We start from the raw sequence: 18,209 nt of genomic DNA, 5'->3' as shown, positions 1-18,209 counted from the left end.
ATCGAAATTTTTGCCTCGTTATTGAGCCATTTATCTGTCGCAATAATTGACCACTTTATTAATGCAATTGGTATTTATATAAACGACTAAAAAGAGGGCTTGCAAAGCAAGCCCAGTATATTAAATTAATTACGCTGCTTAACCTAAGCGGTAATTTGGTGCTTCTTTAGTGATTTGCACATCATGAACATGCGACTCACCCATACCTGCAGATGTAACACGTACAAACTGTGGTTTTGTATTTAGCTCTTCAATTGTTGCACAACCCGTTAAGCCCATAGCACTTCGTAGGCCACCCACTTGCTGATGAATAATCGTTGCAATAGGACCTTTGTACGCTACGCGACCTTCAATACCTTCTGGTACTAGCTTGTCTGCTTCGTTTGATTTTTGGAAGTAACGATCTGATGAACCTTCTTTTTGATCCATCGCGCCCAATGAGCCCATACCACGGTAAGATTTGTAGTAACGCCCTTGGTATAGCTCAACTTCACCTGGTGCTTCTTCAGTACCAGCAAGAAGAGAACCCACCATTACACACGATGCACCAGCAACAAGTGCTTTAACTATGTCACCAGAAAAACGAATGCCACCATCAGCAATAACAGGAATGTCGCGACCTTTTAAGCCTTCAACAGCATCTGAAATAGCGGTAATTTGTGGAACGCCACACCCTGTAACAATACGTGTAGTACAAATAGAACCTGGGCCGATACCTACTTTAACTGCATCCGCTCCCGCATCAGCTAGTGCAATCGCACCTTCAGCTGTTGCAATGTTACCTGCAATAATTTGTAAGTCTGGGTACTCTTTGCGAGTTTTAGTAACACGGTCAATAACGCCTTGAGAGTGACCATGCGATGTATCGATAAGTAAAACATCAATACCCGCTTCTACTAATGCAGCAATGCGCTCATCAGTACCTGCGCCAACACTTACAGCAGCACCTACACGTAAACGACCTTGGTCATCTTTACATGCGTCAGGTTTGTCTTGGGCTTTTTGGTAATCTTTTACTGTGATCATGCCTTTGAGTTTAAATTCATCATCAACAACTAAGATTTTTTCAATGCGGTGTTCGTGCATTAAGCCTAAAATTTCTTCGCGGGCCGCACCTTCTTTAACGGTAACAAGCTTTTCTTTTTTAGTCATAACGGTAGAAACAGGCTGTTCAAGCTTAGTTTCAAAACGCATATCACGGCTAGTAACAATGCCTACAAGCACATTATTGCTATCGGTAACCGGAAAGCCTGAAAAACCTTTTTCATGCGAAAGCTCAACTGCATCAGCAATTGTTAAATCGGCAGTAACCGTTACAGGATAAGAAACAATACCTGCTTCGTAGGTTTTAACTTTACGTACGTTTTTCGCTTGTTCTTCAATAGTCATGTTTTTATGAATAAAACCAAGACCACCTTCTTGCGCAAGGGCAATAGCTAAACGAGCTTCTGTAACAGTATCCATAGATGCTGAAATAAGCGGCAAGTTAAGTTTGATACCACGCGTTAAGCGAGTTGAAATATTTGCCGTGTGTGGCAAAACAGTAGAATGACCAGGTACTAAAAGTACGTCATCAAAGGTAAGAGCTTCTTTAGCGATTCTAAGCATTTTGGCAACTTCTCACATGTGGATCTAAGATAAGGAATTGCGGCCAAATTTTAACAGCGTTGTTGGCGTGAGTAAATAATATTTCGCAAATATTTATGATAAACTTATCTTATAACTTGCCTCATAAATAATTTTAGGTTGTTTTTTATGTTTTCGAAGCCTTCGCAGACTGTTTACACCGTTTCACGCCTTAATAGAGAAATTCGCACATTACTTGAGCAAGGCTTTGCCTCATTAGTATTAACAGGTGAAATTTCTAATTTTATTACCCCAGCATCCGGCCATTGGTACTTTTCGTTAAAAGACGACAAAGCACAAATTAAAGCCGCAATGTGGCGCGGAAACAATCGCAACCAAAGCTACCGTCCTGCAAATGGCGCGCAAGTTACAGTAAAAGCGCGTGTATCACTTTATGAACCTCGCGGTGACTACCAGCTTATTGTTGAGCATATGGAGCCGGCCGGCGAAGGTCAGCTAAAACAAGAGTTCGATGCGCTTAAAATGCGCTTAGCCGCCGAGGGATTATTTGGCTCAGTTCACAAACAGCTATTACCGCAAAATATTAATCGTATTGGGGTTATTACCTCAGCAACCGGCGCTGCCATAAAAGATATTTTAACGGTGCTTAAACGCCGCGCGCCGCAATTAGAAGTCATTATTTACCCTGCGATGGTGCAAGGCAAGGAAGCACACCTGCATTTAATTAAGCAAATAGAATTAGCCAATGCCCGTGATGAAGTAGACGTAATTATTTTGGGACGCGGCGGCGGATCACTAGAAGATTTATGGTGTTTTAATCACGAACAGCTCGCCCGTGCTATTTTCAAAAGTGAATTACCGATAGTAAGTGCGGTAGGCCACGAAATAGACACTACTATTAGCGATTACGTTGCTGATGTTCGTGCAGCGACCCCATCAGCCGCTGCTGAGTTGGTAAGCCCTAACACGCAAGAGCTACACAACAATGTTACGCAACTCATTAACCGTTTAAACAATGCCTTTAAACACGATATTGCTGATAAGCGCGCGCTTGCTACACATCTACAGCATCGCCTCAACCTATGCCACCCACGTAATCAGCTTAATCAAAAATCACAACGTTTGGATGAGCTAAGCATTGCACTGCAACAAGCTATGCAACATCGTTTATACCAGCAAGAACGCACACTCAATAACTTAACGCCACGTTTAATGCGCCAATCACCTGATAAAAAACTCGCTTCAGCAGGTCATCAACTTTCGCAATTACAAGCTAGGCTAAACCAAGCTATACAGCATCAGTTACAGCAGGCGAATAATAGCTTAGCACTGCAAGCAAGCAGGTTAGATTCGGTAAGTCCGCTTAATGTTTTAGCGCGCGGTTATAGCATCACTAAAACACAACAAGGCAAAGTGGTTAAATCTGTGGGTCAAATTAAAACAGGCGATGTTTTAATTACAGAGTTGGCGGATGGCGTAATAAAATCAACAGCGTCGTAAAACGTTCACTTAATTGCTGGTGTTACTTCTTTACTTTTTGGATGCAGAGCATAAGGTTTTTGCTGCTTTGCATTGCATTACTTTGCTATAACTTAGTTGGCTCTGAATCACTTGAAGCTAAATTAAAGTAGCCCCAAGTTAAACCAACACCCGCAATAAAGCCAATTCCTAGCACCAACAAGCTATTGTTGTTCATTTTAATTCCTTTTATTTTTATTTTTACTTTTGCTTATAACATTGAGCTAGTGTGTGATTCATTTTCAGGTTCTGGATTTGCTAAAAAATTTTGGTTCATACTTTGCGCTGGACACTCACAATCCGGTCGACCAATAATTTTAGCCGGTACGCCAACAGCCGTTGTATGCGGTGGTACATTACTAAGTACAACAGAGCCTGCACCAATTCGCGCTCCCTCACCTACTTCAATATTACCAAGCACCTTAGCGCCTGCACCAATTAATACACCCGCTCTAATTTTTGGATGACGATCACCCTGCTCGTTGCCTGTACCGCCAAGCGTTACCGATTGAAGTATTGATACGTTATCTTCAATTACTGCTGTTTCACCAATAACAATACCGGTTGCGTGGTCAAACATAATGCCTTTACCTACATTACATGCTGGGTGAATGTCGACCCCAAATACTTCAGATGTACGGCTTTGAATAAAACGCGCTAACTCTTTACGGTTTTGTTGCCATAAGCAGTTAGCTAAGCGGTGCGCTTGAATAGCATGAAAACCCTTAAGATTTAATATAACCGTAAGGTAGGTTTCGGCAGCGGGATCCCTGTCTTTCACCGCCTTAATATCCTCTGCAACAAACGAGAGCATTCGGTCACACTTTACAAACGACTGATCAAACAACTCCCGAATAGTAAATGCAGATACCACCGCATCGGCCAATTTATTAGCAACAATAAAGCTCAATGCCGAACCTAAACAATCATGATTCAAAATGCATGAATACACATGACTCGCTAATAGTGGTTCTCGTTTTACTACATCGTTCGCTTCACCGCGAAGCTGTTGCCAAATTGCATGACGCATAATACTGCACTGCCTTAAGTTGATATAAAATAGCCTTTCCCCAAGTCTAACGGATTTAAAGCTTAAGGTGTTAACCCCTTAGTTATTTGTTCTAGTTATTAGATATAACTAACAACTAGAAATGACATTTTAAATACGTACCTATTTTTTAGATTAAGTTATACGACAGTAGCTAAAATAACCAATACATACTTAAAATATAATAAATCAATAAAAATCAAAAGCTAACAACATATGACAGCTCACCTGTCATATGCCAGAATACATACTGGCGTACAGCTGACGGCGTAAATAACAAAAACAAACGCTAAATTAGCATCATCAACTCAACAAGGATAACGATGATGAAAAACGATATATTAAATACAAGAAAATTAGGTGACAAATTTTACTTTCAAGATGGCGACAATCAAATAGCCTGTTTTGGCAGCTACTTTACAGGCAAAGAAGAAGTATACGTAAATGATGAACTTATAAGTGATAAGCGTAACCAAAGGATTCACAGTGGCCATCAATTTAATATTGGTGACAATGATTTTAAAGTAATGTTTGAAATGCGTAATATTTTAACTGGCAGGTTAGAGTGCTCACTTTATAAAAATGGCCAATTTATAAAAAGTTATGAACAATCATCATTATTAAATAACCCAAAAACTTCGTTAAAAGTGCTTTTGGGTTGCTTTTTTGGCGGCCTAGTTGGTGGCTACTTGCTAATTATAATTTTAGAATTCTTGATTGGGAAGTTTTAAAATGCAACTTAATCCTAAAACAATAAAAGAACTTAGGCAGAAATTTAATTGGACGCAACAGCAACTTGCCGATGCCTGCGATGTAAGCTTACGTACCGTTCAGCGTGTAGAAAAAGAAGGTGCGGCATCAAAAGAAACCACAATGGCTTTATGCGCTGTTTTAGAAGTACGCCAGGGTAAATTAATTAAGCTTGATGAAGATACAACATCTCTCGGTGGTGCAACAACTTTAAACAAGCACACTATAACCACGATGTTAGCACTGTCATCAGTAGTCAGCTTCATATTAGGCATGATAGCTGTTTTTTTTATTATGAGATAAGGAGCTAAAAAATGTCAAAACATAAAGCAAAAGAGCTACGAGGCCACATCACTTTAATTGCCATAGTAAGTGCAATGATACTTTTGGGGTTAGGCGTAAAAATTGGTTCAATACTATAAAAAATGCCCCAGTATACGGGGCATTTTAATTATCTTAACTTATATAACTATTTAAACCTTCATTGAAATACTTTATCGACTTTCATCACTTCAATATTTTTTGCAGGAATTGCTAATTTGTAATCAGCAATTACTTCATCCTCAGCAACTAGCTCAGCCGGTTTATTGGTATTGTAAACCATTGGTGAGGTTTGCTCAGACGCTAAACGTTTTTGCATATCAGCGCCGTCACCAGTAATAAACACATATTGAACATTGTCTGTTTGTAAGTTGTCTTTAATAACGCGGTTTACATCAGCAACGCTTAGCGTTTTAAGTTTGTTAGTTACGTAACTTACAAAGCTATCTGTATTGTAAAATTCGCTATCAAGTGCGTAACCTAATTGGCGGTTTTGACTTGCCACCATTTGCGGCACAAAGTTAATTAAAAAGTTACGCGTTGCTTCAAAGTCCTCTTCGCTCATACCATTTTTAATTAGCTTATCTAGCTCAAACAAGGCGGTACGTGTTGCAAAGTGCGCATCGTTATTAGAGCGAAGTGGGCGTAACCACACTTGAAATATTTGCTCAGAGCGTCCTAGGTTTGCATCAGGTTTAGTTTGAAACATACCACGAGGAAAATATTCAATGTAGGCGTAATCGCCATAGTTCATGCCGCGAGTTTCACGAATGCGCTCATATAAAAAGCTGTTAGAACTACGGTGCTCACCAAAGTACGAACGCACAAGCCATAATGCAGTCCAGTCTTCACTGCTTCTAATCGTATCAATAGGGAAACCAAACGATACCGCAGTCGATTGCGCCGACTTTTCTACTATTGTTGCATGATGACCTTTGAGCGCTGGTGCATCAGGAATACTTAAACGGCTTTGCTCACCCTTTGGTAGCGTTGCAAAGTCGCTCATCATTTTAGCTTTAAGGTTTGCAGGCACAGCCCCAATTAAACCAACCGTGAGTTTAGATTGCGTAAGCTCGCTGTTATAAAACGCTTTAACATCATCCAGCGTCAACGCTTCTAAATCCGAAATATCACCATAGTTGTAGCTTTCGTAAGGGTGATTTTTGTAAATCGCACTGTATAGCACTTCTTTACCTAGCTCTTCATCGTTAGATGCTTTTAAGCCTGACTTAATGCCGTCGATCATTTCTTTTTTAAGGCGCTTAAAGTCGTCATCTCTAAAGCCTGGGTTTAGTAGTTGATCGCTCACAAGTGCATACCACTGCGGTGCATTATCTTTATGGATACGCCCTTGGAACGACAACATTTCTTTATCTATTTGATAACCAAAGCTACCCGCAAGCGGATAAAGTGCTTTTTGGATATCTTTATAGCTTGTCGCCTGCGAGCCACCTTGTGCAAGCATCGCCGCAGTGAGCGCAGCAACCCCTTTTTTACCCTGCGGATCGGCAGCGGCACCGGTATTAAATAATAAGTTAATATCGATTAACGGCGAGCTATTGGTTTTATCAAGCACCTTAAAGATAGGCTTACTCGGTGCTTGCTGATACTTAGCTACCAAGGCATTTAAGTCGCTTTCTTGCTCAAAACCAGGGGCTTTATCAAGTGCCGACATAGTAATTGTGGTGCGGGCATTATCAACAAAATACTTATTTGCAACGGCTCTAATATCTTCGCTAGTGATATTGTCTGCCGATTTATACAGCTGATTAATTACCTCAGGATCGCGCTCAAAATGCATATAGCTGGCAAGTGTAGAGGCAATTGCTTGCGACGAATCTAAACCATTTATAAAGCTGTATTTAAGATTAGACTTTAAATCGCTGAGTTTTTGGCTATCAACCAACTCGGTACGCGCTTTGGCATACGTACGGTTTATAGCATCACGCACTGTGGCTAAATCGTCTGCGTTTTCTACTTTAACAAATACGTGTAATAAACCCGGATCTTTAGTCTCTGGGTTATAGGTAAACATTTGGCTGGCAATTTGTTTGTCGACTACTAACTCTTGATATAAATCTGAATTACTAGAAAAATAAAGCTGTGAGATTAAATCAAGTGCCGCTCTGTCTTTTTTAGCCGGCTCCCATGCAGCGCCTTTGTACGATACAAGTAACCAATGCCCTGGTAGCGCTTTATCTTGCTGGTGCAAATATTTTGGTGCTTGTTGAACAGGCTCTGCTTTAATGTCAGCAACATAGTTACCTTTTTTCCAGCTTCCCCAATGCTTTTTAACCATTGCCATTGTAGCTTGTGGGTCTACATCGCCCACAATAACAAGTGACACATACTCAGGCTTATAAAACTTAGCAAAAAATTCTTTCCCGTACGCCATTTGATCAGGCATGGCTTCTATGTCTTCAAAAAAGCCCATCGTGGTGTGTTTATACGTGTGCTTATCAAACGCTTCTTCGCGTACAGCGCTTAATAATTTACGAATTGGGCTCGCGTTGTTTTTTAAGTACTCACCTTTTACCGTTTGTGCTTCTGTTCTAAATTGCTCTTCGGTGTAGCTTAAGTTTTGAAAAATATCAGCTTCAAGCTCAAGTACTTTATCAAGGTGCTGCTTTGAAAAATTTAGATGATAGTTTGTGTAATCGTTTGTTGTATACGCGCGGTTATCTACACCTGAATTTTTTAAAATGTCTGAATATACGTCTTCTGGGTATTTTTGTGAGCCTTTGAACATCATGTGTTCAAAAAAGTGAGCAAAGCCTGTTTTGCCTTCTTCAACTTCGTTACGCGATCCAACCGATACCGGAATTTGCAGCGAGACTACATCAGGGTAATCAGTTTTAACAACCATGACACGTAAGCCGTTTTCTAGCTCTTCAATTAAATAGTCTTGCGAAAAAACACGGTCATCAGCTTTATTTACTTGTTCTTGTTGTGCTGTTGTTTGCGTGCTTTGGTTTTGTTGCATGGCGCAACCCGTTAACGCCAGCGATACCGCTAAGCTGGTTGCTAATAATTTAAATTTCATTGTTGTCCCTTTTTAAATTGAGCAAATTTGTTGTCAGATTTAACTCTTTAATTATGCCCCAAAGCCAATAAATATAAGAGTCCCAAGGGGATTTATTATGTAAACAACTGTGTCAATTACACATTATGGGAACAAGCACTATGAATAAACATCATGTTAGTTGAAAAACTTTCATTAAATAAATCTATCTAGACGTCTAAATGGCTGCTATATTAAATCCATCAGAACAAACTTAGCTGGAATGGGGATTATGGCTTTATCACTTCAAGAAAAAATACAGGACACCAACCAAGGTGTTTACCTAATTGGCACAACACCGCCAAAAATTGGGACTGATAAAGCGCAATTAAAAATCATTGCCGAAAAGTTATTAGGCCGTTTACACGAAATTGAATATGACGGTGTGATTATTTATGACATTCAAGACGAAAGCAGCCGAACTAATCAAGCCCGTCCATTTGCGTTTAAACAAACCGTTGATCCACGTGAATACAGCCATTTACTACGTAATTTATCTGCACAAGATGTAATTACTTATAAAAGTGTGGCACAGCGTGGCGTAGGCGAATTTAAGGATTGGCTAAGTGAAACTAAAAACGACTACGATTTACAAAATGTTGTTTTAGTAGGTAGCCCATCATCGATAGGTGATATAAAGCTAAGTCTGCCAGATGCGTATAAAGCATTGGCTGAGCAATCAGATGATTTCTTTTTAGGTGGTGTAACCATTGCTGAGCGCCATGCCAATAAGCGCAACGAGCACCAACGCTTAATAGAAAAAACAGCACAAGGGTGCCAGTTTTTTATCTCTCAAGCCGTTTACAATGCACAAGCAACCATAGATTTAATAACCAGTTATGCGCGCACATGTAAAACACAAGGCCTAACACCTAATCGGATCATATTGACCTTTACGCCTTGTGGTGGTGAAAAAACCTTAGAGTTTATGCAGTGGCTAGGTATCTCAGTGCCAGAGGCAACTAAATGGCGCATGCTTGATTCGGAAAATACACTAAGCGAATCAGTGCGTATTTGTCGCGAAAACCTCGACTCGATTTTAAAAAGCTGTGCTCACTTAGGTGTGCCACTGGGTTTAAATATTGAAAGCTTAACCAATCGTAAAGAAGAAATAGATGCGTCTATTAATTTATATCGTTTATTAAAAGCAACAATGGAGCTTAACCTTGCGGAGAAACTGATAGCTTAATTGCGGGGTTCGGGGTTCGGGGTTTTGTCAACACTTAATTTTGGTAAACGTTATATTTATCAACACTAAGTTTTACTTAACACCCTGAGTAGTTTGGGTCTCGCTAGGCGTTGACCTTTCCCGTCTCAGTGGGGTCGCATTATAGGGAGCGGCGGATTTTACGCAAGCGTTATTTACATAAAATAGTAATTAAAATTAAGCCCCAAGCAAGCGCACACGATAAGCACACGTTACCCACAAACCCCTGTTGATAACTCTTGTTTTTACATAGCTAAACCATACTAAAGCTTTTAATTAGAACCTTAAAAATGCAAAAAGCACCTTATCTAGGTGCTTCTCAAAAGTAATAGTTATTAGAATCTAGGGCCTCTTTATCTTTCAAGGTTAAATTTGCAGCAGCCTGTTTGGTATTCAGGCAAGGCAGAGCCTATGGTGTGTGGTTACTCCCCATAAATAGGCGATAACGAAGCATTAATGCCAAACAGGCGCTACCCAAAGGGTTCTTCCTAGGGGTTATTTACTCTTTGTTACTCAGTTTTTACTTAGCCCATTAGGTTACAAATCTCGCGCCGCGATTAAACAACCCCTAGTTTGAACAAATTTTAATCCGCAAAGAGCAACAGACCCTAGGGCGTGTTGACCTTTCGTGATTGATTTTGCAGCAGTACGTTTGATATTTAGGCAAGACAGAGCCTGTGATGTGTGGTTGTTCCCCATAAATAGGCGATAACGCAGCATAGATACCAAACATGCGCTGCCCTTTGGGTTCTTTCTAGGGGCGATTAACTCTTTGTTGCTCGGTTTTTACTTAGCCCACTAGGTTACAAACCTCGCGCCGCGATTAAATCGCCCCTAGATTGAACAAATTTCAATCCACAAAGGTCAACACGCCCTAGTATAAAATACTATATAACTTGCGACGATACTTAGCTGCAAGTGCATCGCCATCGGGTAAAGAGGCAATAATGGCTAAAAAGCTTGGTTTTGCTTCATTGAAATTCAGATCTTTTTGCAGCACTGTAAATAGTATATCTAATGCTTCTTCTTTTCTGCCCGCTTCATTGAGTAAAATACTTAGCTCTTCTTTTAATTCTAAGTCATTTGGGTACTTTTCTACTTGTTGTTGCTTTTCTTTAATCTCTGGTGAGTCTTTTGCTTCAAGCGCAGCTTCGCATTTTGCTTTTATATTATTAAAGTAAGCATCTTGCTCTTGTGCATCTATTGTATTTATAAGCGCTTGCGCTTCATCAACTTTATGAATTTGAATACAGATGTCTGCAAGCACTAATTTGATGCGTGCGTTAGTGCTGTCTATTTTATAAGCTTGCTTTGCATAATTAAATGCAGCATTTAAATCTGACCTTAACAACGCTTGCTTTGCTTGTTCTAGCAGTAAGTCTTGTTGCGCAGGTAAATGCTTTGCAAGAGCTTCGCGTATTTGTGCCTCACTTTGAACACCTGCAAGTAGATCTACTGGTGCAGAGTCTTTTAATAATACAAGCGTAGGCAGTGTCTGCAGACCAACTTGTTGCGCAAGTTGAGAAGCGAGCGCTTGCTCTGCATCGCAATCTAGGTTTGCTACTACTATATAGCTTGCATATTCAGCCGCTACTTTATCTAAAATTGCAGCCTGTCCAATGCAGTCAGGACTTTGAGGAGAGAAAAAGTTAAGCAACACCAATTTTTGCTGTGATGTTTCACCGAGTACTTGTTGAAGGTTTTGCGCATTAATACTAACTATGTTGCTCATTGAATTGATTGCCATATTCATCTATTTAGGTTTTTATATGGTGGTGAACATAATAATTACAAGTCATATACCTAAATCACTCGGTATACATATTCAACAATGAGGGAAAACATGAAACTAACTTACTTAAGTGCAGCACTTTTATTGGCAAGCCCATTCATACAGGCAAATGGACTCGATTTGAATTTAAGCAAAACCATGCCAGCTATAGAAAAGTTTTACCTCGATTTACACCAATCGCCAGAGCTTTCTTATCACGAACAAGAAACGGGTAAAAAAATAGCGGATAAATTAGCTCAGCTGGGTTTTAAAGTAACAAGTAATGTAGGTGGTTTTGGTGTTGTCGGCATTTACAAAAACGGTGATGGTCCAACAGTAATGATCCGCACTGATACCGATGGCTTACCTATTATAGAGCAGACAGGAAAGTCCTATGCTTCAAAAGTTAAAGTAATAGACGAGCATGGTGCGAAAGTCGGTGTAATGCACGGTTGTGGCCACGATATTCACATGAGCTCTTTTATTGGTACTGCTGAGCAATTAATAGCACATAAAGCTCAATGGAAAGGCACTTTAATGATGGTTGCACAACCTGCTGAAGAAGTCGGCGGTGGAGCTAAAGCAATGTTAAGCGAAGGACTCTTTAGTAAATATGCAAAACCTGATCATATTATTGCTTTACATGTAAGTGCTAGTGTTCCTGCCGGCAAAATATCAATGAAAAACGAATACACTATGGCAAGTGTAGACTCTGTCGATATTACAATAAAGGGCAAAGGCGGTCATGGGGCTTATCCACATACAACCATAGATCCTGTTGTTATAGCTGCGCGCACTGTACTTGCTCTGCAAACAATCACAAGCCGAGAGCTTTCACCGCTTGAGCCTTCTGTTATTACGGTTGGGTCTATTCATGGTGGTTCAAAACATAATGTGATTTCGGATGAAGTAAAATTACAACTCACCCTAAGAAGCTATAACCCAAATATTAGAAGTGCTCAAATAGCAGCAATTAAACGAATTACGGCAGGTATTGCACAAAGTGCAGGCTTAAATGAATTAAATTACCCTGTAGTATATGTACATGAAGATGAATCTATTCCATCTACTTATAATAACCCTGCACAAACAGACATTGTTAGAAACTCCATTACCAGCGCAATTGGTGATACTAATGTACTTGAAACACAAGCTGTAATGGCGGGTGAAGACTTTGGCCTATACGGACGCACTGATGAAAATATCCCTATCACCTTATTTTGGCTAGGTGGTGTAAACCAAGCACAATACGCGGATTCAATAAAAACAGGCGAGGTACTCCCTTCCCTACACTCTAGTAAATTTGCACCTGATTATAAAGTTGCCATTCCTACCGGAATAAAAGCAATGAGTAACGCTGCGGTTGCTTTATTTAATAAGTAATCTGATGTAATACCAATTCAATATTAAGTAATATCGTTTAATAAAATGGCTCTGTAGCTAACTAGCAACAGAGCTTTTTTTATAATCCGACTTTTTAAAGGTCGATTTTCCGCCTCGTTTAGCAAAACGTTTTTTAGGTGAGGCTTTAGGGAGCTTGGCAAATACATTACTATCGCAGTTTGCTGCCAACTGTACAAAGCCATTTAAGTCGGCAAGTAACGGTTGTAAAAACTGCTGATAACTCATTGCCTGTTGAGCAATATCACCTAGGCTCGATTCCCACTTTGCCGTTAAATCAGGACTCGCTAAACCTTGTGGTAATACGCTAATAAGGGCAAGTCCCGTTTCGGTCGCTCTAATTGACTTACCTTCACGTTTTAAAAAACGTCGTTTAAATAACAACTCTATTATTCCTGCACGTGTTGCCTCTGTGCCTAAACCATCCGTGTCTTTTAATATCTTTTTAATTTGTAGATCTTTAACGTAGCGGCTGATACCGGTCATAGCTGCAAGCAATGTCGCATCGGTAAAATAAGCAGGGGGAGATGTGTGCTTTTCAACTACCTCGCCTTGCTCACAAAAAAGAGACATACCTTTTGTCAAAGGAGGTAACGTAGCTTCATCTTTTAATTCAGACTTACCCATTAATACCTTAAAGCCTAAGCTTACATCTTGTTTTGCATTTGCTTTAAATAATCCGCCAGCAATTGTTATCTCTGCTTTAGTTTCGTTATATATATAGTCGGGATAAAACTGAATTAGGTAATGGCGGCTTATTAATTGATATACCTTCGCTTCATCACCGCTCAAACTCGCTGACTTTAACTGCTTAGCCGTAGGCACAATGGCATGATGAGCAGCCACTTTTGAATCGTTAAAACATTTACTACGCTTTTTTGCATCAGCTCCATTTACCAGTTCGGTACTTTGCCCACCATTAGCACTTATAGCTTTAAAAATTGAGGATGCATCTTGATGGTGATCTTTAGGTAAATAACGATTGTCAGAGCGTGGGTAGGTTATTAATTTATGGCGTTCGTAAAGTATTTGGCAAATATCCAACACATTTTGAGCAGGCATACCAAATGCTTTAGCTGCATCTATCTGCAGTGCAGATAAATTATATGGCAACGGCGCACTTTGTTTTTTTTGTTTTTGCTCAAGCGCAGTAAGTTCAGCACTTTGCTTGGTAATACGTGAAGCAACATTTTGTGCGAGTGCTTTGTTAAGTATTCGCCCTTCTTCATCTTGATGTGGCTCACACGCTTTACTAGGAACCCACTTAGCTATGAATGGCTGGTTATCTGGAGTAAGTAAATGCGCCAGTACATCGTGAAAAGGCTTAGATACAAAGTTTGCTATTTCGTTATCTCTATTAACAACAAGACCTAAAATAGGGGTTTGTACTCGCCCTACCGAAAGCACATTACCAAATCCTGCTTTTTGCCCCGCTAATGTATATGCGCGGGTTAAATTCATACCAAATAGCCAATCAGCACGAGAGCGCGCTAAAGCAGATACACTTAACGGGATAAAATCTCGATTAGAACGCATAGTCCCCAGTGATTTTTTTACTGCGGACAAATTTAAATCACTAATGAGTAAACGTTGCGTACTCTGCTTTTTAGCCTGACTTATTTTAGCTTCTTCTATTACTTGATCCACTAAAAGCTGGCCTTCACAATCAATGTTACAAGTTATTTTTTATAAAATGTTTAAACAATTGTTTTATATTAACTATTTTAAATTTCATCTTTTCCCGACTTTTCAAATTTTTATGTAATAAAAAGACTGAAAAACAAGCAGTAAATAACACTAATTTTCACACTTACACAGTATGCTTTAACTATTTAAACCACTGTATAGTCAATTAATTCAGGTAACGTCATTAATCTACCTCTTTTATAATTGAATTTTACTAACATCAAAATGAATGTATGTGTAGCCAGTTAAGTTGGCTGTTTTGGCCGCCTCTCTAGCACCTATTTTTGTTAGGAATAAAGGAATATTAGACTTAAGCAATGTAGAAACACTAGTATCATGGTCAAGAACAATCTTTGTAAACCCCCCAATAGTCATGGATATTCCATTTGTGCTTTCAAGCTCGTTTGCATGAGCAAACTTTATATCACTAACAACCTCATACTGCTCCCTTTGAAAGTTATAGAACATCAATGCTTTATCTACTTTTATAACCGCCCACATAATTAAATCCCTTTTTAGTTTTCAGTACTCAATCACTGTTTGTATCTAGCAGTACATAGTTTATGCCATTTACTAAAAAATAATCTAAAAGTGCGTTAACTGGTTTTGTTTTTTATAAGTTTTTACATCCGATATGTCAGTTGTTCCTGCGAAACTTTTGCTGCCTCTTTTAATGCTTTTCACATACCAAAACTTGATGGTGTCGCTTGGAGTAAGAACTTTAATTTTGAACATTATTATATTCCAACACATTTTATAACTTAGATAGCTAGGTTTTCTTTCACAGACAAACGCCAATTTTTATACGAATCATTCAATGATGCTGACAAATCCATCATTTGACGAACCAATACATCATATTTAGGCCCATCTTCCCATGAGCCACCTCGGTCACAATTCAATTGTGGGGCTAAACACATTCTAAAGTTTAGCTTATCTTGCCCGTATGGATACTCATCAAACTCCTTGTTTATAAAACAAAGAAGGCCTTCCAATGAAGTTAAAAACGACTGAGTTTTTAGCTTTAACTCTTGGGTCAAGAACTGGTTTCTTGACTCTGATGCATAAACAACAAAATCTCTGAGCTTTGTAAAATCATCCAAAAAAATTGCGTCACTTGTATGCATATGAGCAAATACATTTTCGATATACGGTTCATCAATCATTTCATCTAGAGATTTAAACACTTGAGTGTCATGCACCTCTTTTTTTTGATTTAGGGCATCTCCTTTTCGAGCTATAACAAACTCATAAAGGCCTGTATTGATAAGATGGTAAAGCAAACCTGTTACGACAAGAGCAAATCCCCAAGCCGTATCAGAGTTTTCTGTTATTGAGAATTCAATCATTTTTTCGAAGGCAATGTTAATTAGCGTTAACCACAGAGGCTTGGACATAATACTTAAGCCGCTAATTACTATTAACCACGTTAGTTTATTGTAGAATTTTGGACGAAGTACCTCTATGATTTTTTGGATTCTATCAAGCCATATTCCGAATGAATCTTTCACTTAAACGACCTTCCTTATTTTCAATATTCCACTCTTTAATCGACAACTTTTAAGCCATTTCCTATAAATCTATCTATCGACTTATCATCAAAGCCATATTGGCGTAGAATTGCACTTATTGATGTGGGGTTATAACTTGATTTAACTGTAAATGAAACAACCTCTCTACGGACAATCGATCCACAGAAAATAAGTTGTGTACGCCAATTTTCTGTTTTAAGATATTGGTAAAGCGTTTCGATTCCATTAATTTCAACACCCACAGCTTTCAATCGAATTAAGCACTCTAACTTCATAGATTCTTCTTGCTCAAGACCACCATTTAGCGAAGCAGTTATTGCGCAATATATATCAACTAATACAGCGCACAACTTTATAAAATCGTTATAATCGTTGTGACTCTGAGCCTTATTTTTAACCAGTTGATGAGATATATCTTCGTATGTAAACCCTAGTGTATTTCCTTTATGAACCCCACCATTATGAACAGTATTACGAGAAGCCCTTAGAAAATCTATAAGCTTGCAATCTTCTTTGTAATCCCGTGAGTAATTGCTTTTAACTTTATTCATAACAAAGTTAAATTTATCGGGAAAAGAAAGGAAGTCGCCTGGTACATTTCTCATTTTTGAAATCCAATTCTTCTTGTCTTCCTCACTCGTTGAGCTTTCATATTTTTTCAGATATTTGGAGTACTTCTTCGCTCGGCTAAGCATATATTTTTCGGTCATTTCATCTTGGTAAAATTCCGCAATATGGGTTATACAATTCTCGAATGCTGAAAACATGCTTACACCAAAGTCAAGCATATGAGCACCAACTGTTTGGTCATACCTCTTTACAAACAAATCCTGTAGATTATTAAAAGAAATATTAACCTCTTCCTTAGTTAATTGTAAGGCTCTTTCTTGTATGTAAACTTTACCTGTATAGTGCTTTTCGTGAAATAACTGTAAGGTTATAGCTGCTAATGGCCTAGCTTGAACAGAGTTTGATATTTCCGAACAAATAAAGAACATCAAAGATTGCTCACATACACATATAACCTGACCAAGAAACCTTTTTATATAAATATGGAACTTTTGATCATCGTGATTTTCACTGAACTTGTTATAGAAAAGGCACTTATCTACAACGGTCATCAGCTCTCCTATTCGATGCTTATTTCCATGTTGATATTCCAGCTCATCACAAAACTTGCCGATTGCTTTCAACAAAGAAGCCTTGTCTTGAACTAATACTGGACTTTCCATATTTCCCTCTGTTTAATCAAATATCATTTGTTTATTCCAACTAGATAATTTTAGATTTCTGGACGCTTATAACGTATACGTTACCAATCAATAATGACTCATTGCCTAATGCTTCTTCAGCAACACAAACCCTTGTGCCACTTTCTAAACCACCGCCCTAAACAACTTTGAGGTTGTGTTTTCTCATTTAAAAGGCTCAATACTGTTCGTTACTTATAAGTGACAAGCTTTATTAACCATATTCTGCTTCCTCGAACTCCAATTTAGTCACTTTCATCACCGGAAATACTATTTATATGGCCAGAATAGGCCTCCAAAAATATCATAAGTACAGCCAAGTATTACGTTGCACTGTTCTGCTGAAATCAATCCAAAGTTAGATTTACATGCAAATGAATCACTAAGCAAGTCATATTGTTAATTGTAATATTAAATAAGCAACACCCAATTAAAAAATGGGTAACTTTATAAATTGCAAAGAATTATATACTTTATTACTCTATCACAGCTTGCTGGATATTATTCAATGCTGCTAACCTTCCCTTAATTGATAGCAGGCGTGCTTGCCCTTTATTCAAAAAAACAACTATTGCATCATGGCAGTTAGGCTTTTCCTTTATAAGCCGCTTATATTCTTCAAGTTCACTAACTAGTACTGTCATTTCTAACTCATGTGCTTTTATAGCGTCATGAAGCTCATTGTTAAAGCTTTTATCTATAACTTGAGATTGTGAAAGGCTTGCAGTCGAGTCATTGGTTACTCTAGTGAATATTGATGTTTTAAATAACGGAGTTTTACTATATTGAGCACGTTTCGGGCTTGTGTTTTCATCCCTAACTAGCAAACCTTTATCAACCAAGCGCATCACCTGCCTATAAATAAAGCGTCTAGCCTCATCTGGATCTTTATAAGTATCATTAAGCGCCAGCAAAGTATTGCGCAGTGCAGTGATAGTGAAATGGTTAAAATTTTTTTCTACTAAAAGATGATAGATATCTTCATTGAGCTTAATTGCTTTAGTCATTTGGGGTCACAAATAAAACTTAGGATTGCTAAGTATACTAATATAAGTAAAACTTAGACAATCTAAGTTA

The 18,209-nt window shown here is 38.6% G+C and carries 13 protein-coding genes and 1 pseudogene; 5 read left to right on the top strand and 9 right to left on the bottom strand.

Annotated elements, in window-relative coordinates; translation table 11 throughout:
• Positions 1–138: 138 nt before the first annotated feature.
• A complete protein-coding gene (guaB, locus tag ACJJVZ_RS07245) occupies positions 139–1,608 on the bottom strand; it encodes an IMP dehydrogenase (protein WP_007377818.1) in 1,470 nt (489 codons plus the stop codon).
• Positions 1,609–1,755: 147 nt separating this feature from the next.
• On the opposite strand from guaB, the gene xseA reads away from it, so the two are divergent.
• The gene (xseA, locus tag ACJJVZ_RS07240) at positions 1,756–3,087 is read left to right on the top strand and encodes an exodeoxyribonuclease VII large subunit (protein WP_405599382.1); all 1,332 of its coding nucleotides are present in this window, start codon (positions 1,756–1,758) and stop codon (positions 3,085–3,087) included.
• Positions 3,088–3,316: 229 nt separating this feature from the next.
• On the opposite strand, the gene cysE is transcribed toward xseA, so the two are convergent.
• Positions 3,317–4,135 carry a serine O-acetyltransferase gene (gene cysE / locus ACJJVZ_RS07235; protein ID WP_182197371.1) on the bottom strand — a complete coding sequence of 273 codons (819 nt, stop codon included), beginning with the start codon at positions 4,133–4,135 and terminating at the stop codon, positions 3,317–3,319.
• Between the two features lie 344 nt (positions 4,136–4,479).
• Here cysE and ACJJVZ_RS07230 point away from each other — a divergent pair, with 344 nt between their 5' ends.
• Positions 4,480–4,884: a hypothetical protein gene (locus ACJJVZ_RS07230; protein ID WP_405599563.1), complete on the top strand. Its 405-nt coding sequence runs from the start codon at positions 4,480–4,482 to the stop codon at positions 4,882–4,884.
• A gap of 1 nt (position 4,885) precedes the next feature.
• Entirely contained in the window at positions 4,886–5,206 is a 321-nt protein-coding gene (locus tag ACJJVZ_RS07225; RefSeq protein WP_405599380.1) for a helix-turn-helix transcriptional regulator, read from the top strand.
• Positions 5,207–5,384: 178 nt separating this feature from the next.
• Here the strand turns inward: ACJJVZ_RS07225 and ACJJVZ_RS07220 are convergent, their stop codons facing one another.
• Positions 5,385–8,267 (bottom strand): M16 family metallopeptidase, encoded by a 2,883-nt coding sequence (locus ACJJVZ_RS07220; RefSeq protein ID WP_405599379.1) that lies wholly within the window; start codon positions 8,265–8,267, stop codon positions 5,385–5,387.
• Positions 8,268–8,517: 250 nt separating this feature from the next.
• Between ACJJVZ_RS07220 and ACJJVZ_RS07215 the strand changes: the two genes are divergently transcribed.
• Positions 8,518–9,474, top strand: coding sequence for a methylenetetrahydrofolate reductase (locus ACJJVZ_RS07215; RefSeq protein WP_405599377.1), 957 nt, complete (start codon positions 8,518–8,520; stop codon positions 9,472–9,474).
• An 892-nt stretch (positions 9,475–10,366) separates the two neighbouring features.
• Here the strand turns inward: ACJJVZ_RS07215 and ACJJVZ_RS07210 are convergent.
• Positions 10,367–11,224, bottom strand: coding sequence for a tetratricopeptide repeat protein (locus ACJJVZ_RS07210; RefSeq protein WP_405599350.1), 858 nt, complete (start codon positions 11,222–11,224; stop codon positions 10,367–10,369).
• Positions 11,225–11,335: 111 nt separating this feature from the next.
• On the opposite strand from ACJJVZ_RS07210, the gene ACJJVZ_RS07205 reads away from it, so the two are divergent.
• Positions 11,336–12,646, top strand: a complete 1,311-nt coding sequence (locus tag ACJJVZ_RS07205) for a M20 family metallopeptidase (RefSeq protein ID WP_193156365.1) — start codon at positions 11,336–11,338, stop codon at positions 12,644–12,646.
• 57 nt (positions 12,647–12,703) lie between these two features.
• Here the strand turns inward: ACJJVZ_RS07205 and ACJJVZ_RS07200 are convergent.
• From ACJJVZ_RS07200 to ACJJVZ_RS07180, 5 genes and pseudogenes are all read right to left on the bottom strand, one after another.
• Positions 12,704–14,332 (bottom strand): annotated as a pseudogene (locus ACJJVZ_RS07200) (DNA topoisomerase 3); the annotation flags it as partial.
• A gap of 216 nt (positions 14,333–14,548) precedes the next feature.
• Positions 14,549–14,851, bottom strand: coding sequence for a hypothetical protein (locus ACJJVZ_RS07195; protein ID WP_405599348.1), 303 nt, complete (start codon positions 14,849–14,851; stop codon positions 14,549–14,551).
• A gap of 260 nt (positions 14,852–15,111) precedes the next feature.
• The gene (locus ACJJVZ_RS07190; protein ID WP_405599346.1) at positions 15,112–15,861 is read right to left on the bottom strand and encodes a hypothetical protein; all 750 of its coding nucleotides are present in this window, start codon (positions 15,859–15,861) and stop codon (positions 15,112–15,114) included.
• A gap of 35 nt (positions 15,862–15,896) precedes the next feature.
• Positions 15,897–17,114 (bottom strand): hypothetical protein, encoded by a 1,218-nt coding sequence (locus ACJJVZ_RS07185; RefSeq protein ID WP_405599343.1) that lies wholly within the window; start codon positions 17,112–17,114, stop codon positions 15,897–15,899.
• A gap of 494 nt (positions 17,115–17,608) precedes the next feature.
• Positions 17,609–18,139, bottom strand: coding sequence for a hypothetical protein (locus tag ACJJVZ_RS07180; RefSeq protein WP_405599341.1), 531 nt, complete (start codon positions 18,137–18,139; stop codon positions 17,609–17,611).
• Between the last annotated feature and the right edge of the window lie 70 nt (positions 18,140–18,209).

The sequence above is a fragment of the Pseudoalteromonas sp. Ld19 genome (assembly GCF_045064135.1).
GTDB classification, from domain to species: Bacteria; Pseudomonadota; Gammaproteobacteria; order Enterobacterales; family Alteromonadaceae; genus Pseudoalteromonas; species Pseudoalteromonas aliena.
The sequence above is the reverse complement of the archived record's forward strand: the minus strand, read 5'-3'. Positions and strand labels throughout refer to the sequence as shown.